Annotated in this window: 18 protein-coding genes; 10 read left to right on the top strand and 8 right to left on the bottom strand. The window is 71.0% G+C overall.

Features of this window, described 5'->3' with window-relative positions:
• Nucleotides 1-95 precede the first annotated feature (95 nt).
• The 3 genes from Scani_RS19550 to Scani_RS19540 form a co-directional block, all read right to left on the bottom strand.
• Nucleotides 96-722: a TetR/AcrR family transcriptional regulator gene (locus tag Scani_RS19550; RefSeq protein ID WP_246296027.1), complete on the bottom strand. Its 627-nt coding sequence runs from the start codon at nucleotides 720-722 to the stop codon at nucleotides 96-98.
• 300 nt (nucleotides 723-1,022) lie between these two features.
• Nucleotides 1,023-2,210 carry a glycosyltransferase gene (locus Scani_RS19545; RefSeq protein WP_167538121.1) on the bottom strand — a complete coding sequence of 396 codons (1,188 nt, stop codon included), beginning with the start codon at nucleotides 2,208-2,210 and terminating at the stop codon, nucleotides 1,023-1,025.
• 274 nt (nucleotides 2,211-2,484) lie between these two features.
• A complete protein-coding gene (locus Scani_RS19540; RefSeq protein WP_159482232.1) occupies nucleotides 2,485-3,744 on the bottom strand; it encodes a L,D-transpeptidase in 1,260 nt (419 codons plus the stop codon).
• Between the two features lie 353 nt (nucleotides 3,745-4,097).
• Between Scani_RS19540 and Scani_RS19535 the strand changes: the two genes are divergently transcribed.
• The 9 genes from Scani_RS19535 (at nucleotide 4,098) to Scani_RS19495 (ending at nucleotide 15,144) form a co-directional block, all read left to right on the top strand.
• Nucleotides 4,098-4,382 carry a hypothetical protein gene (locus Scani_RS19535; RefSeq protein WP_159477986.1) on the top strand — a complete coding sequence of 95 codons (285 nt, stop codon included), beginning with the start codon at nucleotides 4,098-4,100 and terminating at the stop codon, nucleotides 4,380-4,382.
• A 530-nt stretch (nucleotides 4,383-4,912) separates the two neighbouring features.
• Nucleotides 4,913-6,721, top strand: coding sequence for a thiamine pyrophosphate-requiring protein (locus Scani_RS19530; RefSeq protein WP_159482231.1), 1,809 nt, complete (start codon nucleotides 4,913-4,915; stop codon nucleotides 6,719-6,721).
• 71 nt (nucleotides 6,722-6,792) lie between these two features.
• Entirely contained in the window at nucleotides 6,793-8,376 is a 1,584-nt protein-coding gene (locus Scani_RS19525) for an FMN-binding glutamate synthase family protein (RefSeq protein ID WP_159477983.1), read from the top strand.
• Nucleotides 8,377-9,368: 992 nt separating this feature from the next.
• Nucleotides 9,369-10,565 carry an FUSC family protein gene (locus tag Scani_RS19520; RefSeq protein ID WP_159477980.1) on the top strand — a complete coding sequence of 399 codons (1,197 nt, stop codon included), beginning with the start codon at nucleotides 9,369-9,371 and terminating at the stop codon, nucleotides 10,563-10,565.
• A 332-nt stretch (nucleotides 10,566-10,897) separates the two neighbouring features.
• Complete coding sequence (locus Scani_RS19515) at nucleotides 10,898-11,581, top strand: PE-PGRS family protein (protein ID WP_159477978.1); 684 nt, start codon at nucleotides 10,898-10,900, stop codon at nucleotides 11,579-11,581.
• 368 nt (nucleotides 11,582-11,949) lie between these two features.
• Nucleotides 11,950-12,615, top strand: a complete 666-nt coding sequence (locus tag Scani_RS19510) for a sigma-70 family RNA polymerase sigma factor (RefSeq protein WP_159477976.1) — start codon at nucleotides 11,950-11,952, stop codon at nucleotides 12,613-12,615.
• 326 nt (nucleotides 12,616-12,941) lie between these two features.
• The gene (locus tag Scani_RS19505) at nucleotides 12,942-13,517 is read left to right on the top strand and encodes an ABC transporter ATP-binding protein (RefSeq protein WP_246296413.1); all 576 of its coding nucleotides are present in this window, start codon (nucleotides 12,942-12,944) and stop codon (nucleotides 13,515-13,517) included.
• Complete coding sequence (locus Scani_RS19500; RefSeq protein ID WP_159477973.1) at nucleotides 13,514-14,377, top strand: metal ABC transporter permease; 864 nt, start codon at nucleotides 13,514-13,516, stop codon at nucleotides 14,375-14,377. Before Scani_RS19505 ends, Scani_RS19500 begins: the two co-directional genes overlap by 4 nt.
• A complete protein-coding gene (locus Scani_RS19495; protein WP_159477970.1) occupies nucleotides 14,335-15,144 on the top strand; it encodes a metal ABC transporter substrate-binding protein in 810 nt (269 codons plus the stop codon). The genes Scani_RS19500 and Scani_RS19495 overlap by 43 nt, the downstream gene beginning before the upstream one ends.
• Nucleotides 15,145-15,213: 69 nt before the next feature.
• Here the strand turns inward: Scani_RS19495 and Scani_RS19490 are convergent, their stop codons facing one another.
• Nucleotides 15,214-16,869, bottom strand: a complete 1,656-nt coding sequence (locus Scani_RS19490) for a class I adenylate-forming enzyme family protein (protein WP_159477967.1) — start codon at nucleotides 16,867-16,869, stop codon at nucleotides 15,214-15,216.
• Nucleotides 16,866-18,662, bottom strand: coding sequence for a CoA transferase (locus tag Scani_RS19485; protein WP_159477964.1), 1,797 nt, complete (start codon nucleotides 18,660-18,662; stop codon nucleotides 16,866-16,868). Before Scani_RS19485 ends, Scani_RS19490 begins: the two co-directional genes overlap by 4 nt.
• Nucleotides 18,663-18,904: 242 nt before the next feature.
• On the opposite strand from Scani_RS19485, the gene Scani_RS19480 reads away from it, so the two are divergent.
• Entirely contained in the window at nucleotides 18,905-20,050 is a 1,146-nt protein-coding gene (locus Scani_RS19480) for an acyl-CoA dehydrogenase family protein (protein ID WP_246296024.1), read from the top strand.
• Here Scani_RS19480 and Scani_RS19475 read toward each other — a convergent pair.
• The 3 genes from Scani_RS19475 to Scani_RS19465 all read right to left on the bottom strand — a co-directional run bounded on the left by Scani_RS19475 (nucleotide 20,040) and on the right by Scani_RS19465 (nucleotide 24,472).
• On the bottom strand, nucleotides 20,040-21,215 hold the full coding sequence (locus Scani_RS19475) for a sugar ABC transporter permease (protein ID WP_246296022.1): 1,176 nt from the start codon (nucleotides 21,213-21,215) through the stop codon (nucleotides 20,040-20,042). The genes Scani_RS19480 and Scani_RS19475 overlap by 11 nt on opposite strands.
• A complete protein-coding gene (locus Scani_RS19470) occupies nucleotides 21,208-22,329 on the bottom strand; it encodes an MFS transporter (protein WP_159482228.1) in 1,122 nt (373 codons plus the stop codon). The genes Scani_RS19475 and Scani_RS19470 overlap by 8 nt, the downstream gene beginning before the upstream one ends.
• A 1,546-nt stretch (nucleotides 22,330-23,875) precedes the next feature.
• On the bottom strand, nucleotides 23,876-24,472 hold the full coding sequence (locus Scani_RS19465; protein WP_159477959.1) for a hypothetical protein: 597 nt from the start codon (nucleotides 24,470-24,472) through the stop codon (nucleotides 23,876-23,878).
• Between the last annotated feature and the right edge of the window lie 59 nt (nucleotides 24,473-24,531).

The following is a 24,531-nucleotide window of genomic DNA, read 5'->3' as shown; positions in this document are numbered from 1 at the left end:
TCCCTGGACGGCGAACCGGAGGTGCGGCGCGCGTCGTAGCCGTGTGAGGTCTCGTCGCGGGCCGGACGCCGGGTCTCGTGGTGGCGGTTGAGGCCTCACGCGTCCGGGGCGACGAGGCTGCGGAGCAGGGGAGTGGTGATCCGGACGATGTCCTCCACGTCCGCGTCGGCCAGGCCGGGCATGTGCAGCAGAAAGCGCTGGGTGGCGACGCCCATCATGATCGCGCTGAACACCGCGGCGCGCAGCCGTGCGTCGGGGGTATCGATGGTGGCGGCGATGTGATCGGTGACCTCCGCGGTGACATGCCGGCGCAGCAGCTCTGCCGCTTCGTCGCTCGTCATGCTGGTCCGCAGGAGCACGGCCATGGGGCTGTCCGGATCCGCCGCCCAGTTGTCCAGCATGCCGCGCAGGCGGTTCTCCACCGTATGGCCGGGGTCGTCGGTGGTGAGTTCGTCATGGGCGATCTGCCAGTGGACGGCCTCGCGGAACAGGTCCTGCTTGCAACCGAAGTACTGGATCACCGAGGACTTGTCCACGTCGGCTTCGGTCGCAATGGCCCGGATGGTGGCGCGCTCGAAGCCGACCTCCGCGAACTTCCGTCGTGCGGCCGCCAGAATGCGCCGACGGGTGCGCTCGCCTTTGCGCTCGCTGAGCGTTGCTTCCTTGGCCGGGCCGCCTGAACCGGCCTTCCGCTCCGCGGCCTGTCCGGGCGCATTCGTCACTGCATCGGCGCAGGTCAAAGTCGGTCCCCTTTCCGGTGCCGGTCCTGATGCTACAAGTACCTCCGGGCGGCGCCGAGGTCTTGACGGAGGCGGATCCGGAAGGCTCGGCAGGGGAGGAGCCGACATGGGCACTGGGAAGGGCGCACGCCCCCCTCGACGGCTTGGGCCTGCGGAGTCCGGCCGTGCTGCCGTCTGGGGAGCCCTACCGCGCTCCGGCCGGTGGAGCCTCCACGGCCGGAGCGCGGCAGAAGGGTTCAGTGAAACCAGCCCGGAGACCTGTGCGAGCGACCGTCGCCGCGCTCAGGCCGCCAGCGCCGCTGCGTCCTCCACCAGCCGGTCGAGGTCCGGCAGCGCGTGGGTCCGCCGCTGGATGCCTTGGGCGCGGGACCGGTAGGAGCGGTCCTCCAGTACGTTACGCATCGCCGAGGCCAGCGCGTCGCGTGTGACGTCCTGGACGTCTATTCGGGTCCCGACGCCCAGCTCCTGGAGCCGGCTGGCGTTGTGCGACTGCTCGGCGAACAACGGCACGGCAACCATGGGAACTCCGGACGCCAGCGCCTCCCGTGTGCCGTTGAAACCTGCATGCGTGAGGAACAGGTCGCTGGACCGGAGCAGCAGTTCCTGCTGGACGAACGACGTCAGATGGACGTTGTCGGGGCGCGGCCCGTCCCACTGCTGCGGGTCGCGGTCCGCACCCAGGGCGACGACACCGGTGACCGGCAGCTCTCCCAGGCTCTCGATGATGGTGTTCAGCAGGGTGTGAGCGCCGCCGGGCAGCCGGGTGGCGTTCGAGCCGAGGGTGGCCAGGACGAGCGGCCGGTCCGAGGGGAGTTGGGCGATCTCCGGGTCGAGACCACCCTGTGCCGTCTGGGTGGGGACCTGGTAGTAGCGGGCGCCGGGCAGCCGGCTGTCCGTGGGGTAGAAGTCCTCCGGAACGACCCCCGCGCGAAACGCGCGGAACGGGTGCCAGGCGTCGCTGACCGGCGCCAGGCCGAGCTTCCCCCGCTGCCGGTTGAGCTCCTCCGCCACGGCGGGGTGGGCATAGGGCGCCATCGGCGCGATGTCCAGAGCGCCGTGCGGGATGCCGAGGCTCTCCGCCGCCAGATAGCCGCCGTACTCGGTCGACTCGTGGAGGATCAGGTCCGGTCGCCAGTCCCTCGCCACTTCGAGGAGATCCTGGGCACTGGGCTCGGCGAGATGCCCGACGAAGGCCGCCGCGAAGAATTCCGGCGCCAGCTCGACGGTCACGGACCCGGCCTTCGCCATGCCCGGCGGAGGCCGGAGCCCACCGCTCTGGAACGCTTCCCCCATCGACTGGAGGTGGGGCAGCGTCAACGCGGTGAGCCCGCGCTTCTCGATGTGCTCGACCACGCTGGAGCCGGTGGCGATGGCCACCTCATGACCCGCCGCCTGGGCCCTTTCGGCCAGGGGCAGAACCAAGGGTGCGAGGTGCGAATAGATTGCCTGTGCGGTGATGAGGATGCGCATGGTGCTCGCTCTCCACGATGCGGTGCGGGCGCCACGGCGTGGGCCCCGCCGCGGACTTCACGGCCGATTTCTCAAAAAATAAACGCTTGTTGAGAATCTAGCACTCGCGCCCTTCGCACCTCCGTCGGCCCCCGCGTCCTCCCCCTCGACTTCGACAACAACGCGTCAGGTTTCCGCAACGCCCGGCCCAGCCGACGCACTTGGGTGCCGACGGTCCTACCGCACGCTGTTGCTCTGATTCCCTTGGTGGCCGCCACACGGGGTGGCCCACACGTCAAACCGCGCTGCCGGCCTTCCAGTCGGACCAGGACAAGTTCCAGCCGTTGAGTCCGTTGTCGGGCTTGACAGTCTTGTCGTGCGAGTTCTTCACGACGACGACGTCGCCGACCAGCGACTCGTTGAAGAACCACTTGCCGGGGGTGTCGCCCCCGCCGCCCTGCTGGTCGCGCAGGCCGATGCAGCCGTGGCTGGTGCCGGAGTTGCCGAACACGGACGGGGAGCCCCAGTAGTTGCCGTGAACGAAGGTGCCGGACGACGACAGGCGCATGGCGTGCGGGACGTCGGGTATTTTGTACGTTTCTTCCTTGCTCGTGAAGCCGACCGTGGCGCCGTCCATGAGGGTCTGCTCGAATTTCTCCGAGATGACCATCTGGCCGTTGTAGGTCGGGTGGTCGGGGCTGCCGCCGGAGATCGGGATGGACTTGTAGGTCTTGCCGTCCCGCTTGACCGTCATGGTCTGGGTGTTCATGTCGACGGTGGAGACCTGCGAGCGCCCGATGGTGAAGGACACCGTCTTGGACTGCACACCGGTGATGCCCTGGCCGCCCTTGACGCCGTCCAGGTCGATCTTCATCGTGATCTTGGAGCCGGCCTTCCAGTAGTCCTCGGGCCGGAAGTCCAGGCGCTGGGTGCCGAACCAGTGGCCGACGACCTGCTGGCCGCTACTGGACGTCACCTTGATGTGGGACTGGACGTCCTTCTTGTTGCTGATCGCCTTGTCGAAGTTGAAGGACACCGGCATGCCGACGCCGACGGTCTTGCCGTCGTCGGGCGTGTAGGAGCCGATGAAGCTGTTGGCCGAGGAGACCGTGGTGAAGGTGGTGTTCTCGGTGGCGGACCGGCCCTTGGCGTCCTCGGCATTCGCTGTGAGGTGGTACTTGGTGCCGCGTTCCAGCCGGACGCCGGGCTTCCAGGACGCGCCGTCGGACGATATGGCACCGCTGACCTTCTTGCCGGACGCCGCTTCGGTGAGCTTCACCTCGGTCAGTTTGCCGCCGGATACCGTCACACTCGTGCCAGTGATGCCGGCACCGGTGGCGCCGTCCTTCGATGAGACCTTGATCTTGGCAACCGAGATGTTCTTGGCCGACGCGGCGTCCGCACCACCCGCTCCGCCTTCATCGGCACAGGCGGAAAGCACCAGAACACTCGCAGCAAACAGTGCGGTGATCGCCGGTATGTTGCGCGCCCGGAGGCTGCGGTGCGGCGGCGAGCTGAGCGGCACCTGCTGGGTCTGATGGGCCTGCAGGAGCAGGTGAGGCGGCTTGCGGGACCTAGCGGGCGCGGGGTTGTCCGGCGATGTCACGAGCTGCTCCGTACAGGGGTGTGGGATTCCGTGCCCGTAGCGGGCGCGCGGCGGGTTTTGGGCAAGGGGACGACCTTGTTGTGGCCGAAGGGGCTGCCGCCGCCGGGCCTCGGTCTCCCGCAAGTCCACCTGGAAGTTTTAAGAGGCGGACTTATCCACCGTTCCGGGTGCTCCAGTGCGCTGCCCGGGAGGTGATGGATCGAGCCGTTGCTGCCGTTGCTGCCGAGGCGGCCGCGTCGGCAGCGTTGCTGAGAGCCGTGGGCCGAGCGTCTCATCCGGGATCGCGGGGGTACACGGAGACAATGGTGCAACGCAGCGTTACTGCTCCGGCCCCCTCCTACGCGGCACGTGAAGGCCCCGCTTGGGCGGGCTGGGTGTACCTCGGGCTGGCGGCGCTGGCCGGTGCGCAGTTGCTGGCCGCCGTGCTGGAGGCGCCTGCCGGTGAGTCGGCTGTGGTCTCCGGCGTGGTCGGTGTCGTCGCCTTCCCGGCATTGGCGGCGAGGGCCTTCCTGCACTCCCGTCGACTGCTCCGGCGCCGGCACGGGCAGCCGGAACAGGGAGACCTGAGTCCCGGCACGTTGCCATGAAGTGGGCCACGGCGGCGGTTCAGCGTCGTGTACGAGGCGGCGGGGCGTGTGGTGACCCGGAGGTTTTTCGGATGGCTGCAGGGTAGGCGAGGACCGAGGCGGCAGAGCGCAGAACGAAGAACACCGGGAGGAGCGCCATGGCGGCACCAGCAGCGTCGGAGTACACCGTGGGGGCTCGGCCCCTTGCCGAGGCGTGAGCCACCTCAGGCCCGGCTGAATCACCGGCCCGATCACCGGCCCGAACCGGGAAGGACCCGGCAGGATCCCGGGACCCGCCCCACCACCTCCATCGCACGCCCGAGGCGTCGACCGTTCCACCGACCCGCCCGGCCACGATCCCACCGACCCGCCCGGCCGCCCCACCGCGAGCCCCCCCGGCCTCCGCGTCCGTTCGGGCGCGCGCCAGGCCGTCCGCCCTCGGTGTCATCGTCCAGGGCCATGAGCAACCGAACCGCTGCACCAGCGGCCCCCAGCAACAGCTGAAGCGGTAGCACCATGCCTGCCGCGCAGAGAAAGGAAACCCCGTGTCGATCAAGGTCTCCGATTATGTCCTGCAACGGCTGCGTGAGTGGGACGTGGAGCATGTCTTCTCCTACGCCGGTGACGGCATCAACGGGCTGCTGGCCGCCTGGGAACGCGCGGACAACAAACCGACGTTCATCCAGGCCCGACACGAGGAGATGGCCGCGTTCGAGGCGGTCGGATACGCGAAGTTCTCCGGCAAGGTCGGGGTGTGCGCGGCAACGTCCGGGCCCGGTGCGATCCATCTGCTCAACGGTCTCTATGACGCAAAGCTCGACCACGTTCCGGTGGTGGCGATCGTCGGGCAGACGCACCGCAGCGCGATGGGCGGCTCCTACCAGCAGGAGGTCGACCTGATGAGCCTCTTCAAGGACGTCGCCTCCGAGTTCTGCGAGACGGTCACCGTCCCCGAGCAATTGCCCAACGTCATCGACCGTGCCCTGCGCACCGCGTACGCGAGGCGGACGGTGACCGCGGTGATCATCCCCGCCGATGTGCAGGAACTGGAGTACAGCCCGCCCACCCACGCCTTCAAGATGGTCCCGTCCAGCCTCGGAGTCGCCGCCTACGCCCCTGTCCCGGCGGAGGAAGAGGTCGCTCGGGCCGCCGAGGTGCTGAACGCCGGTGAGAAGGTCGCCGTGTTGATCGGCCAGGGCGCACGCGGCGCCCGTGCCGAGGTCGAGGAGCTCGCCGACCTTCTCGGCGCCGGCGTGGCCAAGGCGCTGCTGGGCAAGGACGCGCTGTCCGACGAACTGCCGTACGTGACCGGGGCGATCGGCCTGCTCGGCACCCGCCCCTCCTATGACCTGATGCAGGGCTGCGACACCCTGCTGGTGATCGGGTCCAGCTTCCCCTACACCCAGTTCCTCCCGGAGCTCGACCAGGCCCGCGCAGTCCAGATCGACATCGACCCGCACATGGTGGGCCTGCGCTACCCCTTCGAGGTCAACCTCGTCGGGGATGCGCGCGCCACACTCCAGGCATTGTTGCCGCAGCTCCAGCGCAAGGAGCACGGAGCATGGCGGAAGAAGATCGAGAAGGGCACGGCTCGCTGGTGGGAGGTGATGGAGGGACGCGCGGCCGTCGACGCGGAACCCATCAATCCCGAATACGTGGTGCACGCCCTGGACGCCCTTCTGCCCGACGACGTGATCCTGGCTGCCGATTCCGGTTCGGCCGCCAACTGGTACGCGCGGCACCTGCGTATGCGCGGCACGATGCGCGGGTCCCTCTCCGGCACCCTCGCCACCATGGGACCAGGCGTGCCCTACGTCATCGGCGCCAAATTCGCCCACCCGGAACGCCCCGCGGTGGCGATCGTCGGCGACGGCGCCATGCAGATGAACGGCATGGCCGAACTCATCACCGCCGCCAAGTACTGGAAGGAATGGCAGAACCCCCAGCTCATCATCGCGGTGCTCAACAACCAGGATCTCAACCAGGTCACTTGGGAGATGCGCGCCATGTCCGGGGCTCCGCAGTTCCTCGCCTCCCAAGCACTGCCAGACGTTCCGTACGCCGATTTCGCCCGCTCCATCGGACTCGACGGAGCCCGTGTCGAGGAGCCCGGCGAGGTCGAGCCGGCCTGGCGAAGGGCCTTGGCCGCCGACCGGCCGTTCGTCCTCGATTTCCGCACCGATCCGGCCGTACCGCCGATCCCCCCGCACGCCGACCTCGACCAGATGGAGGCCACGGCCGCCGCCATCATCAAGGGCGACAGCGACCGCGGCGGCATGATCCGCCAGGGGATCAAGGCCAAGGTCCAGGAGATGCTCCCCGGCCACCGCCACCGTGGAGACCGGCCCGGGGCTCAGTAGCGGCGCCGGGAGCGCACGGACCGAACCTGTCGGAAGTGCACGAGCCCTGGAAGGAATGCGGTTAACCCGATATGTACCGGCTGGCTTTCCTCGTCATCGTCATGTTCGCCGCGGTCACGTCGTTGGTCCTGGCGGTGGCGCACTCCCTTTGGTGGTGGTTGCCGGCCGGTGCACTGGTGTCGCTGGCCGTGATCGGCCTATGGGACGTGCTGCAGCCTCGGCACTCGGTGCTACGCAATTACCCCGTGTTGGGTCATATGCGCTACCTGCTCGAATCGATTCGCCCGGAGATGCAGCAGTACTTCGTCGAGCGGAATACCGACGGCCGTCCCTATGACCGCGACATTCGCAGCATTGTCTACCAGCGGGCCAAGGGCACCGAAGCCGAAGAGGCATTCGGTACCGAACAGGACGTCTATCAACCCGGTTTCGAGTTCCTGGTGCCCTCCATGGCCCCGAAACCGGTGCCCGATCGGGCCCCCGTGGTCCGGATCGGCGGACCGGACTGCACGCAGCCCTATGACATGGCACTGCTCAACGTCTCCGCGATGAGCTTCGGCTCGCTCTCCTCGAACGCCATTCTCGCCCTCAATCGCGGAGCGGCCGAGGGCGGTTTCGCTCACGACACGGGCGAGGGCGGACTGTCGGAATACCACCTGCGCCACGGCGGGGACCTGATCTGGGAGATCGGTACCGGCTACTTCGGCTGCCGGACCGCCGACGGCGCTTTCGACGAGCGGGAGTTTGCCGCCAAAGCAGCTCACGAGCACGTGAAATGCGTGTCCCTGAAGCTGTCGCAAGGAGCGAAACCCGGCATCGGGGGAGTGCTGCCGGGAGGCAAGGTCAACGCGGAGATAGCCCGTGTACGTGAGGTGCCCCAAGGCCGTACCGTCATATCGCCGCCCTACCATCGGCAGTTCAGTACTCCGCGAGAGCTGGTCAGGTTCATCGCCAGAATGCGGGAGCTGGCCGCTGGCAAGCCGACGGGCTTCAAGTTGTGTGTCGGCTCGCGACAGCAATTCCTCGCGGTCTGCAAGGCGATGATGGAAGAGAACACCACACCGGACTTCATCGTCGTCGACGGCGCCGAAGGCGGCACCGGCGCCGCCCCGTTGGAATTCGCGGACAACGTGGGCGCCCCTCTCACCGAAGGACTGATCACCGTCCACAACGCCCTGATGGGCACAGGACTGCGGGGCCGTATCAAGATCGGCGCCAGCGGCAAGGTGGCCACCGGCACCGACCTGGTCAAACGGCTGCTCCAAGGCGCCGACTACACCAATGCCGCGCGCGCGATGATGTTCGCCGTCGGGTGCATCCAGGCGCAGCGGTGTCACACCAACACCTGCCCTGTGGGTGTGACCACTCAGGACCCGCGCCGTGCCCGTGCGTTGAACGTCGAAGACAAATCCCAGCGGGTCCGCCGCTATCAAGAGGCCACCGTGCGCAGCGCCCTGCACATCATGGCCTCGATGGGTATCCATGACGCCGCCGAACTGGCTCCTCACCAACTGCGTCGACGACTGGACCCCCGCACCGTCTGCTCCTACGCCGACCTGTATGACTGGCTCGCCCCCGGCCAACTCCTGGCAGACCCCCCGCAGGACTGGCGACAGGACTGGGAGGCGGCCGACCCCGACCGCTTCACGACCTGACGAAGCCGGCGTACGGCCCTCACTGATCGTTCTGATCGTTCGTACCCGCCCGGAGAGCCGCCGGGAGGACTTCCCGAGGGACTGTCGGGAGGGCCTCCGGGCGGACCTCCGGGCGGCCTGTCGGGAGGGCTGCCGGCCGGCCGGGCGGAGAGTGGCCTCGCCGACGGGTCCTCGCGCACACGGCCAAGCCGGCCGGCCTGCCGCCGCCGCCCGTCAGCCGGTCCGCAACGAGCGCTCGCCGCCCTGGCCAACAGCACGAACCACACCCCCTCCGAGACCAGACGGATGCGCTGCGCCAGGCCGTGCCCGCCCGGGTGCCCGAAGAACGGCCCGACGGTGGAGATGGCGGCCGCCATGGAGACCGCCAACAGCCAAGGTCCCCATCGGCGCACCGAACTCAGAGCCGGGTCGCCGTGTCGGGAGGAGCTGGTAGGGCTGGTCGGCGGCGAACAGCTCGCTGACGTAGGAGTCCCGCTGCAGCAGCCCCGTGGGCAGGAAGAGTTGCAGCATCCAGTCGTTGTAGACCACCGACGCCGCCACCAGCAGACCTGCCGCAGCGACTCCCCGCGCCGGCCGCGGCCTCACCGGGACGATACGGAAGTGCACGCGGATACCGCACCCTCCTCCCACCTCACCGAAACGCCGACCGGCCGGCTAACGCGGTCCCCAGCGCGAAGCCCCGCATACGGTTGCTGCCCGTGGCTGCTCCCGCGCATCTCTCCCCCAGCCGCCGTTCACCCGAACAGGTACGGCCGCCCCCTGCTCACCGGGCGGCCCGTCGCAGTGGTGTGAGCGCCTCTACAAGGTCCTTGGCCCCGCCGATCGTCGACGGCCGCCGCCTCGCGGACGCTGTGGCACGGCGGCCGACGTCGCCCGCGTTCCCGCAGAGAGGTGCCGCACTTCCCGGTACGGGTGTGTCTACCGTTGCCGGGCACGAGCTGAGCAGGAGGCCTGGCGCCGGTGCGGGCCGGCACAGGAAACGGAGGGTACGCATGGTCGGCTATGCGCCTCAGGCGACGCCGTCGGAGGCAGGCCGGTTCGCCCGCATCGGTCAGTGGTGGCGTCGGGCACTGGGGTCGGACGGCCCGGAACGCCATACGGCGTTGTTGATCGGCAAGAGCACCCTGGCCGCGACGATCGCGTGGGTGATCTCCTCCGACCTCCTGAACGCACAGTCGCCGGCGTTCGCGCCGTTCTCGGCGGTGCTGATCATGCAGGTCACCATCTATCAGTCGCTGGTGCAGTCACTGCGTTATGTCGGGGCGGTAGCGGCCGGAGTGGCCGTGCAGATCGCCCTGGGCTTCCTGGTGGGGCCTCAGGTCGTCACCTTCGCGTTGGTGGCCCTGGTCGCCCTCCTGATCGGGCGGTGGTCGGCGTTGGGAGTGCAAGGCGGCCAGGTGCCGACGGCGGCGTTCTTCGCCTTCGCCACCTACGCCTCCGCGACGGGGCTTCCGGAAAAGATCAGCCAGCTGGGGCAGATCGTGCTGCTCGTCCTCATCGGCTCCGTCGTGGCCCTCTCCGTGAACCTCGTGGTCTTCCCGCCGATGCGGTTTCGCAGCGCCGAATACAGCGTCCGCACCCTCGCCCACACCCTGTGCGAACTGATCGGCGACCTCCATCCCGTGCTGTCGGCAGGCGAACTCGACGAGGAGCACACCCAGCAGTGGCGCACTCGGGCCGCGCAGACCGGGGAGCTGATCGCCCAGGCGCAGGCCGGTATCCGCACGGCGCAGGAGAGCCTCTACTTCAACCCGCGGCGCCTGCTCCGCCGCCATCGCCGGCACACCGGTTTCGAGAATTACGGTGCCGTGCTGGAAGCGCTGGAACGGGCCCTGTACCAGGCCGCTTCCCTCACCCGGAGCCTCGACCAGTGGCGCGACGCCGAGACCAGCTACAACTACCGGGAATTCCTCGAGCGCTACGGCACGTTTCTGGCGGCCATCGCCGACAACGCCCGCCTCCTCAGCACCCTGGACGAGGACCACTTGGCCACCCAGGCCGGTGAACTGTGCCGACTGGCGGACCGGGCCCAGCGCTACCGACGGCAGGTGGCCGAACAGGCCGAGAGCGACGGCCTGCCCCTCGCGGACCCCACCCGCCCGTATGGCGTACTCGTCGTCGAGGCCACCCGCCTGATGGAAGAGTTCCAGCACACCAGCGACGTACTCCGGCGGTACGCCGACACGTAGGCGGCAGTGATCCCCTCGTGCCTTCCCTGAGGCCTGAGGTCTGAGTCTTGAGGTGCGGACGCGACCGGCCGACCGGGCAGGGTAAGGCCGGGCAGGACAGGGCCGGAGAAGCAGCCTTCACGGGCGACCTGCCACCAAAGAGGCCTACGAGCCCGGCGTGGGTCGTGTGATTCGTGGCATCAGATGGGGGCACCAGGCGACTCCGTGGCCTCAGGCGGGTCACCATGCGACGCGGAGGGGCGCGCCGCTCACCAGACGAATTCGCTCCAGGATTGAGCACCTTTCCCACTCCGGGGTCCGGAGCAGCAGACGGGGTGCAAGCTGGGCTCGACATGGAAGCCGGATACGTTCTCAGGGGCCTGCGGGCCGTGGCGTTCGCCACGGTCTGTGTGCTGCTCACGGCTCTCGGGCACGCGCTGTCGTCCGGATCGCCGCTGCTGTGGCACGTGGTGCTCGCGGCTGTTCTGGGATCTTCCGCCGGTGCGTGGTGCTTCGCCCGGCGCGAGCGCGGGCCCGTGACGGTGGGGCTGCTGACCGCCGGTACCCAGGCGGCGCTGCACACGGCGTTCGCGCTCAGCCAGACGGCCCCGGGCCACGGCGACGGCTCGTGGTCCTTGGTCCGGCTGGTGCGGAAGGCGCTGGCGTGTGACGGCGGGACGCTGCTCTCGTCCGCGCGGTTCGGCAGTCGACTCGTCCGCGACCCGATGGGCGGCATGCCGCCGTCGCTGCACGAAGGGATGCAGAACGGTGGGCACCCGATGCTCGCGGCCCATGTGGTGGTCGCGGCGCTGAGTGCCTGGTGGATGTGGGGCGGGGAGCAGGCGGTCTTCCGGGTCGTACGGACCGTGTCCCTGGTCGTCTTCCGGCGGATCTTCCCTGCGGTGCGTCCCCTGCTGCCCGCGGTCCTCCAGGACGCCCGGGTACCGGAGCAGAGGCCGCGCCGGGCCCTGCGCGAACAACTGCTGGCCCATGTGGTGTCGTTGCGCGGTCCTCCGCGGGAGCCGGCTGCCTGCTGACAGCAGCTGACACGGGTGCGGACGTCGTGAGTGGCAGAGACGGCGGCCGCGCCTGCCCCCGACTCCGCCGGTCCGTCCGTCCGTACGCACGGCGACCGGATGACGCGAAGGACTCCAGATGATGACGCCTGTCCGGACGTTGGCATCCCAGGTGCCCACGGCCGATCTTGTTACCGCCATTCGCCCCACTCCGCACAAAGGTCACGCCCCGCTCGTCAGGTCGGCCGGGACGGATCGCAGGCCGGTGGGTTCACCACGCGAGCCGCAGCCGTTCCAGCGGCGTGCTGCCGGGCCCGCTCTTCCGATATCCCGCGTTGCGGCAGCGGGAATCGGGGCCGTGTGTCCGCCCGTCCTCCCCGAGTCAGGTGATGTGCGGCGAGGGGAGGGCTCGCGTGCGTGAGGCGGAGGACGCTCAGGTGACCCGGTGGGCCCTGGCGGCCCGTACGGGGGATGAAGCGGCGGTGGAGAATTTTGTGCGGGGCACCCAGCGTCATGTACTGCGGTATGTCACGCACTTGAGCCGCGACGCCCAGGCCGCGGACGACCTGGTGCAGGACACCTATCTGCGTGCCCTGCGCAGCCTGCCCGCGTTCGAGGGCCGGTCCTCGGCCCGTACCTGGCTGCTGACCATCGCCCGCCGTACGGTCGCCGACCGGATCCGCGCCAACAAGGCCAGGCCCCGGGTCGCCGGGCTCGCCGACTGGGAGGTCGTGGCGGAGCAGGCGCAGTGCGAGACCGGTCCGGGCTTCGACGAGGGGGTGGCTCTGACCGATCTGCTCTCCGCCCTGGAGCCGTCGCGACGGGAAGCGTTCGTGCTCACCCAACTGCTCGGGCTGCCGTACGCGGAGGCGGCCGCTGTCGTCGGCTGTCCTGTGGGCACGGTCCGCTCCCGGGTGGCCCGGGCCCGCGAGACGCTGATCGCGCTGCTCGACGCCGCCGACGGTGAGCCCGCGTACCGGGCCGCCGCCGTGGCACAGGAATGGAAGCAGCATTCCCGCGGTCGGTCGTGGAAGGTGGCCGGTTCGGTGGCGTGAGCCGCTGCCGGCGGGATGAGGCCACGGGGCACAGGAGGCGTGAGGTCTTCTGTGCCCCGTTGGCGATCGGCCCCTGAGCCGGTCACTGCTCTTCCGGTTCGGCCGGTCCCACCGTGGCGGCGACCGCCGTGGCCGCTGCGGCAGAGCGAGGCTCACCGACACCGGAGAGAATCGACGGGAACTGAACCGTCCGGTCTTCCGACTAGCTGGCTGTGGAGTGCAGCGATGAAGAGTCAGGGTCCCCGGCGGAACGGCCGGCGCGCGATGCGGCCGGCCTCGATCTACGGCTTCGGGGCGTGGCGTGCCGGCACGGCCGTCTGGAGGCGGTGGCCGGTGTGGATTTGGATGTCGGCGCCGGTGAACGCGTCGCGCTGACCGGGACGAACGGATCAGGCAAGACGACTCTGCTGCGCGCGGTGCTCGGCCTGCACCGGCAGGCCGACGGCGAGATCCTCGTCGGCGGGCGGGGCCACCGGACGGCCGCGGAGCGGTCCTGGCGCCGGCGGGCCTGCGCCTGGATTCCCCAGCGGCCCGCCGCCGGGCGCTTCCCCCTGCTGGCGCGGGAGCTGTTGGCCAGCAGCGGCTCCCCGGCGCAGGCGGCCGAGGCGGCCGAGCGGCTGGGCGTGGGCGCACTGGCCGACCGGCCGCTGAGCAGCCTGTCCGGCGGGCAGCTCCAGCGTATGCATCTGGCCCGGGCGGTCGGGTGCGTGGCGGCCGGCGCGGGGGTCCTGCTCGCCGACGAGCCGACGGCGGCACTGGACTTCGCGGGCCAGGAGGAAGCCGCCGAGGTGCTCACGACGTTGCCGGTCACGGTGGTCGTGGTCACGCACGACCGGGCGATGGTCGCCCGGTGCGACCGGACGCTGGAAATGGCCGCCGGGCAGCTGCGGGAGGTCCGGTGAGCGCGTGGGGGCAGGTGGGCGACCTCCTGCAACTGGTTCCTGTGCAGCGGGCCGGGGCCGGGCTGCTCCTGTCCGCGCTCGGGTTGCCGATCGTGGGCGTGGTGATCGTCGGGCTGGACATCATGCCGGTGCGCTTCGCGATGATGCATGTCGCGCTGCTGGGCATCGCCGTGGGCCAGTTGCTGGGCGTGGACCCGGTGCTGTGCGCCCTCGTCGCCTGTGCCCTGGCGGGCGCGGGAGTTGCCCCGCTGGCCCGCAGTGCCGACGGACTCTCTGGGGCCATGGGCTTGTTGATGAGTCTGGCCATCGCCGCCGCGCTGTTGCTGCTGGCCCTGTCGGGGGTGAACGCCAACGGCGCCTTCGCGCTCCTGTGGGGATCGATCCTGGCGGTGCGCCCCGCCGACCTCGCTGTACTGGGCGCACTCGCGGTGGCCCTGCCGGCCCTGTTCGTCTGGCGCCGCCGCGATCTGGCCCTGCTGCTGCACGACCGTGAACTCGCCCTGTGTTCCGGGGTGGCGGTGCAGCGGCTGACCGTGCTGCTCCTGGTCCTGGTGGCGATCGCGGTGGCCGGCGCCATCCGGCTGACGGGGGCGCTGCTGGTGGACGCCCTCACGCTGCTGCCCGCGCTCGCCGCCCGCCGCCTCGGCCGCTCCCTGGTGTCGATCACGCTGTGGGCTGTCGGCATCGGCCTCGTGGTCAACGTCGTCGGCTTCCTCGTCTCCCTTGCCTGGGACCTGCCGCCCGGCCCGGTCCTCGTCCTCGCTGCGGGGGCCGTCGCCCTGGCAGCTCATCTCCTACCCGAACGGAGAAACTCCTCATGGCGCGTGCCCGCGTCCTCGTCCGTCCCCTCACCGCGCTGAGCGCGGGGCTGCTGCTCGTCTCCGGATGTGGTGCCTCCGGCGCGTCCTCGAAGGACGCTTCGGCGGACTCGTCCGGAAAGTCCTCCGGTCCCGTCGTCGTCGCCACCACCTCCTGGGAGGCGGCACTGGCCAGGGCGGCTGGCGCCAAGAACGTCAAGTCCCTGGTCCCCGCCTCGATCCGGCATGCGCCCGACTACGACCTCAAGCCGACCGACCTGACCGCCGTGGCGGGAGCGGACTACGTCCTGTACGCCTCCTTCGAACCGTTCGCCGGACGTATCAAGGAGGCGGCCGGATCCAAGGCGAAGATGATCGAGCTCGATCTGGACAACGCCCCCGCGAAGACGACGGCCAATGTGACACGGCTGGGCAAGGCGTTCGGAACGCAGCAGGCCGCCGCGAAGTGGAACGCCACCTTGACCGGCCAGTGGAAGTCCCTGTCCCATCAGGTGAAGGCTGCCTGGCCGGGCGGTAAGGCCCCCGCCGTGGCATCGCAGGCCTTCACCAGGTGGGCGGCCGACTTGGCCGGGGCGCGGGTGGTGGGGACCTACGGCCCGGAAGCGGTCACTCCGGCGCAGTTGTCCGCCCTGTCCGGCAAGAAGCCGAAGTTCGTCCTCGACAACGAGAACATGTCGACCGGGACCGTACTGCCCGGATCGGGGGCCGAGCAGCTGAACATCGTCAACTACCCGGGAGCGGACCTCGACCTGCTCGGGGTCTACCGCAAGGCCGCGCAGCAGATGAAGAAGGCGTTCGCCGCGTCCTGACCGGCCTCCTGAGAGGCGGCTGTCGAGCCGGGAGGGGCTGCCCGGCTCGACAGCCCCTCCCGTCGTGCGTCATCCCGTCTGTTCCCGGGCACTCGGGGAAGCGGCGGCGAGCCTCTCGCGCAGTGCGGTGCGATCGGGTTTGCCGGCCGGCGTGAGCGGCAGCTCGCCGGCCACCGTGAGCAGGCGCTCCGGATGCTTGCGGCGCTCCAGACCACACGCGTCGAGGTGGGCGCACAGACTCGCCAAGGTGATCTCGCGCCCGGACCTCGGCACCACGCAGGCCGCCAGCCGCTCACCCATCAACGGGTCTGGCACACCGACACAGAGCACGTCCCGCACGTCCGGGTGGGAGGAGAGCTCGCCCTCGACCTCGGCGGGGCTGATGTTCGCCCCGCCACGGATCACGATGTCCTTGAGGCGGCCGACCACGCGCAGTGTGCCGTCCGCGTCCAGCATCCCCAGATCACCGGTGCGCACCCAGCCGTCCGCGGTGCGGTAGCGCATGTTCAGCTCCGGTGCGCCGACGTAGCACAGCGGCGTCATCGGGCCCCGCGCGAGGATCTCCCCGGCCCCCGTCGAGGCACTGCCGTGCAGGGGAGCGATACGGATCTCGCAGACCGTCGGATCGGGCCGGCCCACCACGACGCCCGGACCGCCCGCCGGTACGCTCTCCCGTGCCGGCCCCGTATGGCAGTTGACGCCGTCGGCGGACCCGTAGAGGTTGACCACCGGGCAGTGGAACACCCGGCGCGCTTCCTCCTGGGTGGCCGCATCCAGCGCGGAGCCGCCCAGGACCAGCGCCGTCAGCCCGTCGACGGGGACGGGGTCCGCCTCCCACTGCTCCAGCATCATGCGGACCATCGTGGGCACGCCCAGCACATGGGTCGGCCGGTGGGCGCGGATCGCCGCCAGCGCCGCCTCGGGCGTGAAGCGGTCGAGCAGGACGAGAGTTCCCCCGTGCCGGGCGAGGGTGACCGCGGTACCGCTGCTCCCGAACGCCGAGGCGAGCGGTGTGAGGAACAAACACCGCGGGGGAGTGCCCTCGGTGAGCAGGGACGCGAGGAAGTTGCCGCGGCCACCGGCGAGGGCGTTGTGCGTATACGCCACCATCTTCGGCTCGGCCTCGGAGCCGGAGGACACCAGGATCCGGGCCGCCGTGTCGGGGTGGGGACGCTCCGGGGTGAAGCTGTCCTGGCCGGCGCCGAGCAGCTCGGCCAGCGACAGGCATCCGGCGGGGAGAGGGCCGGGGCCCGCGGCGATCACGGTGCGCAACGCGGGCAGTTCCCCGGCCAGTTCCGCGAGTTCCCTCGCGTGCTCGATGCCCCGGTACTCCATGGCCGCGATCACCGCACCGGCGCCGGACCGGCCGAGCAGCGATCTGGCCTCCCGGCTGCCGCGCCCGACCGGGAAGGGGAGGGCCACGGCCCCCAGCGCGGCCAGGGCCAGATCGGCCGTCACCGCCGCTGCGCTGTTCGGCAGTTGGACGCCCACGACGTCACCGGGACGGATGCCGGCCTCGACGAGACCGGCGGCCAGACATCGGGCCCGGCTGTCCAGCTCCGCGTAGGAGGTCTCGCCCCGTGCGTCCACCACGGCGGTACGGAGCGGATGGGCGGTCCGATGGGCCCGGAACAGGGTGTACAGATCGATGTCGGGACAGTGCCCTTCGGCGGCCCAGGCACGCCGCAGAGGGGCGGGGACCAGATCGTGAAGCGGGTGGGTCATGCGAATCTCCAGGGCGCGGGGACGACGAGGGAGCCGAGCGGGTCACGGGTGAGGGCGCCGCCGAACCGCGGGTCGTGCGGCAGGGCGCCGAGCTCGGTGACGACGGCGGTCGCGGACAGGCCCTGTTCGTGCAGTCCGTCGACCGCCTGCTGTGAGGTCAGCTCGCGTAGCGCGGCGGCACGACGGCCCACGGCCGGAGCGGAGTCGTCGCTCGGCGCCAGCCATCCGTCCGCGGTCGCCAGGGGGCGCCGGAAGCCCGCGGGCCGGCGCGGGGACCCGCCGGCCATCGCCCTGCGCAACGCCGGTGCGGTGAGCGTTTCCGCGGCCCCCAGCAGCGAGGACTCCACCCGCACCCCCCGACCGACGCGCTCACGCAACAGCAGCCCGCTCACCACTGCCTCGGCGCCGAGCAACCCGCCCAGGACATCGATCAGGGTCATCAGCGACGGTGCCGGCGCCTCGTCGGCGGGACGTGCCGCCTCGCCGACACCGGTACGGGCCTGCACCATGAAATCGGTGCCCATCGGGACGTCGGCCAGCCTCCCCGCCCAGCCGCTGGTGTAGGCGTACACCAGGCCCGCGTTGACCGCCGCGAGATCCTCGGCGCCCAGCCCGAACTGCTCGGCCTTGCCCGGCGCCCAGTTGTGCAGGAAGACATCGGCACCGGCGGCCAGCTCGCGCAACTCCGCCTGTCCGGCACGGGACTTGATGTCGATCTGGACCGCTCGCTTGCCCCTGTTCAGGGCGAGCCAGCGCGCCGAGATGTCGGAGCAGCAGGGCGGCATGCCGCGCAGCGGGTCCCCGCCGGGGGGTTCGATCCGTACGACGTCCGCGCCGAGCAGGCCGAGGAGGTGTGCCGCGAGCGGGGCCTGGATGCGTCGGCCCGCCTCCAGCACGGTCAGCCCCGAGAGCGGAAGAGCAGGATCAGGGGCAGGGGCGGAGCCGGGCGCGGCCCACGCCTCCGCACGCGGCGTCAAGGTCCACGGCGCCGCGCCCCCGCACTCCGCAACCCTGTCGGCCAGCGGGCGCAGGGGACACACCTCGGCTCCCGCGGCGGCCGCGGCCTGCCGGATCCGCGCCCAGGAGGTGTCGCGCGCCGTCCGGTGCAGCGCCTCGGGCAGCGGGGCACAGGCAGTGGCGTAACGGAACTGGAAGGGCGGCCAGCCGGCGCGTATCGCGGCCTCGGGCGCGCCGAGCTCCCGCCAGAACCGGGCCCACGGGACGGGATCCAGCGCTTCCAGCTCGAATCGGGTACCGCACCGGGCGGTGAACGGCGGTCCGCCCGGGGCCGGCGCCACCGTCTCGGCCTCCGGCGCGTTCGCCGCGGCGATGTACTGGGAGAGGGTGAGCAGCGCGGCCCGGTCGGCGCCGGTGGTGACGTGCGTGCTGCGCACACCGCCGCGCGCCCGGCCCAGCATGGCGGCCAGCAGTCCCTGCACGGTCAGCACGGAGGCACAGGTCGCCGCGTAGTCGACCGCCAGGCCGCGCGGGCGGCCGTCGCGCCTGCCGTGCACATGCATCATGCCGGTGGCCGCCTGGACGGTTGACTCGTCGACGGCAGCGGTCGCCGGCAGGGCGTCGGCCCACGCGGTGTGCGCGGTGACCTTTCCCGGTCCCTTCCCCGCGGCCGCGAAGCGCGCGGGGCCGCCGTGCGCCGGGGGCGTCTCGGGAACCGTCGCGCCGAGTGCTCGCAGATGGCCCAGCGCCGGGGAGGTGAGCGCGGACGGACCCGATACCTCCAGGCGAACTCCCTCCAGCGGCTGGGTCGCGCAGATGACGGCGGGGTGTCCCACGGCACTCCTCTCCGGCGGGCGGACCGCCCTATGGCTCGCTCACATCCACGGGAACCAGGCGGCGTCCGACGCCGACCAACTCCACAGCCAGTAAGTCGGACCGTCGGTTCACCGAGTTCCCGGTGAGGTGGAGGAAAGCTGTGAACGCCAGGAACGCCGCGCAGAATCCAGGGGAAACGGCATCCGCAACGGACGCGTCCCAGGGGCCCACCGGGTTCGGGCAGCCCGACTGCCCACCGGAAGTGGCCGCACTTCGGGAGCGCGTGAGCGCATTCGTACGGGACCGGGTGATGCCGTGCGAGCCGGTCCTCGACGCGGGCGGCGCGGCCGCCCGTACCGCCTTGCGCGGACTGCAACAGGAGGCGAAACAGGCCGGGTTGTGGGCGCTTCCCCTGCCCGTGGAGTTCGGCGGCCAGGGCATCGGCCTCGCCCACTACGCACACCTCGCGGAGGCCGAGGGAGCCAGCGACCACGGCCCCGCCGCCCTCGGCTCGGGGCCCCTCCTCGACGTACGGATGCTCGCCCGGCATGCCGGTGAGCACGTAAGGGACCGCTGGATTCCGGGGATCGCGGCCGGCGCGCTGCGGAGCAGCTATGCGATGACCGAGCCCGACACCTCCGGTACCGACCCCGCGCAGACCGCGACCCGTGCCGTCGCGGAGCCCGACGGGAGCTGGACCCTGGCGGGCCGCAAGTGGTTCATCACGGGTGCGGGAGACGCCGACCTGGTCACGGTGCTGGCCCGGACGGATGCCGCCGAGCGGGGCGCGGACAGCCTGTCCCTGTTCGTGGTGCCCGCCTCCGCGGCCGGCTTCACGGTGGTGCGCGAGGTACCGGTGCTCGGGGCCGGGGGCCAATGGGAGATCGCACTCGACGGCGTCACGGTGCCCTCGGACCACCTGGTGGGCGAGCCGGGCCAGGCGCTGCGGATCGCGGGGGAGCGGCTGCGGCTCGGCCGGGTGCTGCGCTGTCTGCGCTGGCTCGGGCAGGCCGAGCGCGCCTTCGACTTGATGTGTGTACGGGCCAGGACCCGGCAGCATGCGTCGGGCCCCCTTGCCGACCGGCAGCTCGTCCAGCAGATGGTGTTCGACTCCCTGCTGGCCATCCGATCCACCCGCCCGCTCGTGTACGAGGCGGTGAACCGCTTGGCGGCGGGCGACGACGCACGGCTGGAGACCGGCCTGGCCAAGGTGGCGGCGGCCCGCATGCTGCAGCAGGTGGCGGACGCCGCGATCCAGGTGCACGGCGCGGCCGGACTCGGTCCCGACACCGCACTGCCCGGTTTGTTCCGCACCGGCCGCGCGGCCCGGCTGCTGGACGGCCCCGACGAGCTGCACATCGCGGCGGTGGCCCGCCGGGTGCTCCGCGGCTACGGGGTCATGTCGTGAACGGCTCCGTCAGCCCGGTGAGGATCGCCAGCCCGAAGGCGAGGAAGAAGTCCCCCCAGATCAGCTCGTGTCGGGGAGCGAGCCCCCGCCCCGCGTCGTAACAACCCGCCGTCAACGCGCCCCCGGCCGTCAGATGTCTGCTGCACAACCGGTACAGAATCCGACGCGCCCGGCGGGTCGGCGCGTCGGCGCCGTCCGCAGTCCCCACAGCCTCCCCAGTCCTCCCAATCCCCGCAGCCCTGGTGAGGGCGGCCAGCTTCAGCAAGGCCACCGCCTCGATGGCCGCGGCAGAGGTGTCCAACGGCCCCGCATCGTGCCCGTGGAGTCGGGCGTTCCCGGTCTGTCGGGCGTTCCCGGCCGGTGGGGCGTTCCCGCCCTGGGCGTTCCCGTCCTGTGCGTCGGGCACGAGCGGCACGCCGGCGACGAGCCGCGGCGCGGCAAGCTGCTCCGCCGCCGCCCACAGACCGCCTGCCCCGAGCCAGTGCACTCCGTCCGCGAGCCCCAACAGCAACCACGGCACCGTACGGCTCCACCCGGGTGCCGGCTCGGGGCAGGCCGTCCACGAGCCGTCCTTCGCGGCCGCCCATGCCGGACGCGGAGGATGCTCGGCAAGACTGAGTTCCAGCTGCCGGGTCAGATGCCCGTACGCCGCGGCCCTGCCCGCATCCGACCAGCCCGCCAGCAACGGCACCAGCCCGGGCACCGCATCTGCCCGCGCCAGCATCCGGGGACCGCCGAAGGCCGCGCCCCAGGGCACCAGTCCGCGTACCGGGTCGTACCCCGCCAGACACGCGCGTGCCGCCTGCTCCCTCAGCTGCTCCGCCGCACCGCTGCCGCCCGGCCCGGCGGCGAGCGCGGTGCCGTACCAGAAGATCAGTCCCCGGGTCGCGGTGTCCTGATCGAGCCAGTGCGCGAGCCTCCCGGTGCACTCGGCCGCCGCCGAGCGGTCCCGGGGCGCCCCCGAGGCCAGGGCGCGCAACCACAGCAACCCGGCCCAGAAGCCGCCCGTCCACGACCCCTTCGACGTGGACTTCCAGACCCCGGTGCCGGGCTCGGCATACAGCGGAAAGCGCGGGCCGACCTGGTCCGCGGTCACCCGGACCCGCTCCCACACGGACGCCAGCGCCCGGTCCGCCCACCGCATGTCGTCGGCCGCCTCATGCATCGCGCGCTCCCGCACGACGCGGCATCAACGGCACGGCCACGACCGCTGCCATCGCGAACTCGGCCGCCGCCAGGAGCCAGCCCGTTCCGTACCCGGCCGCGGAGGCCAGGGCGCCGAACAGCGGCGGGCCCACGGCGAACCCCGCGAAGAAGCCCGCCGACACCAGCGCCGAATCCTGCCCCGCCCGCCCCGGCGCGGCCCGGCGCATCACCACCACCATGGAGACCGCGTTCGCCGACACCGCGAACGACCCGACCGCCACCGCGGCGAGCCACACGAGCGGATGGAGCCAGAGCGCGGCCGCGAGCAGCAGCGCCGCACCCACCGCTCCGGCCGCCAGCAGGGCGGGCAACGCCTCGGCCCGCCCCGGCCGTCCGGCCACGCGCGACCACCCCACGCGCCCGGCGATGCCCGCCACTCCCAGCACGGCCACCAGCGCCGCCGCGGTGGTGGGCGCCAGGCCCAGCCGCTGTGAACCGAACAACGCGAGGTAGGTGTTGACCGAGGCGATACCGCAGCCGAGCAACAGCGAGAAGCAGGCCAGCCGCCGCGTCACGCCGTGCGGCGAGGAGGCGGCGCCCGGACCCCGAGCGGGGGCGGCCGGATCGGACGGCAGCGCTCGGGCCGCCCACAGCGCGGCCACCGCTGCGGCACCCGCCGCCGCCCACACCGCGCCCCGCCAGCCCACACCGGCCGCCAGCAACGACAGCGGCAGACCCGCCACGAACGCCCCGCACTGCACCCCTGACTGCTTCAGCCCCGTCACACCGGGACGCCGCTCGGCCGGGAAGGCGGCAAGGATCACCTTGTTCGTCGCCGGGTTGGCCAAGGCCTGGGGCACACCACCGAGCGCGACGGCCAACAGCAGTACCACCGTCCCCGGCGCGGCACCGATCAGCCCCAACGAGACCGCGGTGAGCACCAGCAGCGCCACCAGGCACCGCCGCGGCCCGGCCCGGTCCACCAGCCGCCCGGCCAGCGGCGAGAGCAACGCGGCCGCCCCGAAGCCCGCTGTCGTGGTCAGCCCCAGCACCGTCGTGGAGATCCTCAATTCCCCCACCAGCCGCGGCCCGAACGCCCCAATGACAAACAACTGCATCATGGAGAACGCCATAGCCGACGTCAGCAGCACCACCACCGCCGGCCCCGCACCCGGCGGCCCCGTCGTACCGCTGCCCGCCTCGACAGCCTCCGATCCCCTGACCCGGTTGGCCCGCACAGCACCCCTCCCGACAGCCCCGGCCCCGCTTCGGGACCCGGTCCAGTCAGTCGTACGGAGCGGGCCTCTGGTTCCCGCAAAACCTGCCCACTTCACTGCAGAGCGGCCGTTGGCCGTTCCCCGCCTACCCACCCCCCGGGGCCCTCCGCAGAAGCCGTACCACCGCGAACGGCAACCCTCGCGCACGCGGTCGCGTCCATGCCGTCGCCCTGCATGCCACGGTCCCAGCGGATCACCCGGTCCCGCACAAGCGACGGAGCGAACCACGCCGGAGTCTTCACCCGCCGTCACATTGAGCGCCCTCTGCCAGGAATCAGTCATTCCCGGCAGATATCCGGACGTCTGGTCAAAACCCATTCGACACAGAGGTATTGACTCATAGCATCTCTCACCCGCCCGCATGCCAACTGACCTCGCAAAGAAGCCTGACCCACCCGGAGCACACCCCGATGACTCGTAGCCCGCTCTCCGGGCCCGTGACATGGCGCCCGGACACCGAGTTCCCGGCAAAGGAGGGCACAGACCATGTGGACAGGAGCGGTCCTCATTGCGATCGCAGTGTTCGTGGCTCCGGCTGTTCCCTGGTTTCTCTTCCTGGCGCATCGCGTGTGGGGCGCCGTCGCCAGTGGCGTTTTCGCCGCGGTGGTTGCAGGGTCGGCCTGGCCGTCCGAAGGTGCGAGAACCGGTATCTGGCTCACGGTGCTGTCCGCGCTCGCCAGAATCGTTGTCGAGGCGATGGGGCTCTTCGAGCCGGGACGGGCCCACTACAGACGCTCCCACCGTGGAGAACGAAGCCGTCGAGCCGCCGGAATGGGTGGACACGGCAATGCCGACGAGGCTCTGGGGGGCCTAGAGGTGGGTCAGACCGACCCGGAGGGCCACCGGATGATGGCTGAGAACGCCGCGCGGCTATCCCTGTGCAAGCGCGCCAACTGCTCCGGCCGCTCAGCATCTTCCGCGCCTCTCAGCCCGTCAGCGGCAGTCTTGCGTCCCCTGCGTCCCCTGTACCCCCTGCGCCTTCTGCCTCCCCTGTGCTGCGGGATACGGCCGGTGCCGCTCCGGACAAGCAGGACGAGGCAGACGGCCGGCGGACACCATTCCACTCAGAATCGGTGCTGCCGACGACGCGGCGTCATGCTGCCGTCGTACCGAAGGGCCGTAGGCGACGGCGCCCAAGTCGGCGAGACTATTGACCGCACGGCTTCATGTGGCCGCGGACAAGGCTTACAGCTCACGCGGCTACCTGCGGTGACGCGGCATCGCGCAGACGATCCCCGAGAAGACCGGCTGGCAGCGCCACCCGATACGAGTGTGACCGCCACCTCCTACGAAGCAGCGGTCACACTCGCATCACTCCTGCTCTGGGCAAGATCCATTGAGGACGGGCCCTGGGGAGGCTGCCGCCGTCGGGCCGTGACGGCGGCAGCCTCCCCCGCAGGTCTCAGGCCTCGCGAGGGGAGAAAGTGCCGCCGGCTTCGCCGTGGACCGTGCAGTCCGTGTCGCGGTAGCGGTCGACGAAGGTGCCGGTGAGGTTGGTGAACGCGTCGTACGCATGGTCCAGGGGCAGGTCTTTACCCACCCTGAACCGCAGCTGCATGTGGACGGACTCGCGGGGCTTCAGTGTCTTCGGGCCGGGGACGGCGCCGCGGGCGTTTCCATTGGCCTGGCGCAGCGTCTTCCAGGCGCGCTGCGAGGTGTCCCAGTACTGCAGATCGCCGTACGGGCTCAGGTCGCGCTCGCCCTCGTTGTAGACATAACTGCCCAGATTGGCGCTGAGCTCGAACGACTTCAGCTCCTTCGCCGAGGAGTTGGTGAGCGTGGCGGTGTAGGTCGTCCAGTGAGTGCCGAGAGCGATCGAATGGGGTACGCCGAACGAGCGGCCCACTAAGGCGTTGTTGTCGTGCTGCCCGTTGCTGACGTCGGAGCACGACGGGAGGTCCGTGGCAGGGGCCGCCTGGGAAGCGGGCGCGACGGCCACCGCCACGGGGAGCAGCGCGGCCGTCGCGGCCGTGATCGACAGGGCGTGGCGCAGCTTCATGAAGATCTCTTCTCTGGTTGTTCCGGCCCTTGGAACTTTGTTCCAGTGCGATGGAGTCC

The organism is Streptomyces caniferus (genome assembly GCF_009811555.1).
GTDB classification, from domain to species: domain Bacteria; phylum Actinomycetota; class Actinomycetes; order Streptomycetales; family Streptomycetaceae; genus Streptomyces; species Streptomyces caniferus.
Note: the sequence above shows the minus strand (reverse complement) of the source record. Positions and strands in the feature narration are given on the sequence as shown.